The sequence below is a fragment of the Pseudomonas sp. GW823-FHT06B06 genome (assembly GCF_058795195.1).
Genome location: NZ_JBXAHO010000094.1, coordinates 1 through 1,294, shown reverse-complemented (window position 1 = coordinate 1,294; position 1,294 = coordinate 1). Strand labels below are relative to the sequence as shown.

General features: G+C 54.4%; 1 protein-coding gene. It reads right to left on the bottom strand.

Annotation, left to right across the window (positions count from 1 at the left end):
- Nucleotides 1–27: 27 nt before the first annotated feature.
- Nucleotides 28–1,251 (bottom strand): IS4 family transposase, encoded by a 1,224-nt coding sequence (locus tag AC1Q8Q_RS32130; RefSeq protein WP_492615965.1) that lies wholly within the window; start codon nucleotides 1,249–1,251, stop codon nucleotides 28–30.
- Between the last annotated feature and the right edge of the window lie 43 nt (nucleotides 1,252–1,294).

The window sequence follows — 1,294 nt, the reverse complement described above, 5'->3', positions numbered from 1 at the left end:
GCGTCACTAGTGTCCGGTAAACATGTTTCATAGCTGAAGGCTGCCTTGGGCAGCCTTCAGCTTTTCTCGCTCCTGCCTTCGTCGATCCCTCAGTTCTGGAGTAGCGGGCCGTTCGTGCAGGACGTGAGATATGCGAACCGTCAGCTCGAACAACGAACCGGTAAATCCTGAACGACGATGGAAAAGGTGCAGTAACAAGTAGCTGATCAAGGCACTGTAAATCTGCAGGCGCACGGCGTTTTCAGAGAAGGCATAGAAGCGTTTGAGTTTCAGATGTTGCTTGATCCACTTGAAAAACAGCTCGATCTTCCAGCGATCTTTGTACAAGCCCGCGACTTCTTCAGCTGTTCTTGCGAAGTCGTTGGTCACTAGGATTAATGGCGTGGCATGTCCCTCGCGCTCAACCACCACGCGTCTTACCGGCGTTTCTCGGTAGTCATTCAGACGCTTACCGCCCAGATGCTTTTTGCCGAACAGAATGACTTCATCGGTCATGACCGGGCTTTGCTCGGCTACGGTCGAGTGCTTGTGCAGCACTTTGATATTGGCGTTTTTCTTCAGGCGGGTGACGAAAAAAGCGCCTTTGGTCTGCAACTGGTGCCACCAGTTGTAATCGCAATAGCCCTTGTCAAAGACATACGTCATGCCGGCCTGAATCGGCATTTCCAGTGCATCGCTCAGGTCGTTGACGTTGGCAGGAGTGATGTTGACGTACACCGGGGCCAACTGTGCCAAATCTAGCCCGACATGTACTTTCAAGCCCTGCGTAATGCGGGTTTTCGTGGCGGCTGTCCAGCCATCGAAGTGAGGTCCGCGCAAAGTGATCGACGTGGAATCAAGCAGGCTAACCATGGCACCGACTTCTTTGCGCTGCTGGCGGCTGATGCCGCGCAACAGCAACTCGCAAAGGTCCTGGAATGGCCGGTAGTCACGCTTGTTCAAGGCATCCGACAGGGTCGAGCGGGCGACGGGACCCGCTTTAAGATGGTAGCTATGCGGGCTTAGAGTTTCGGAGAAAGTCGCCAAGGACCGCAGGCTTAAGGCTTGGGTTACATGACCGCTGACCAGTGTCACCAGCAATTGCCAGGACGTGCAGCGTTTGACGTAGCGATCAGCCTGGTGCCTTTCGGTGGATTGCCGAAAGAACTGGCGCGGGATCGCACTGAGCAGGTGGGCTAAACGGGTGCTGGTAAACATGAGCCAAAATCGAGTCTGAAAAATCCGATTATGACTGACGGCCGCCAACAGCAAGGGGGAGCAAGCTCCCCCTTCGGTTTTTACCGGACACTAGTGA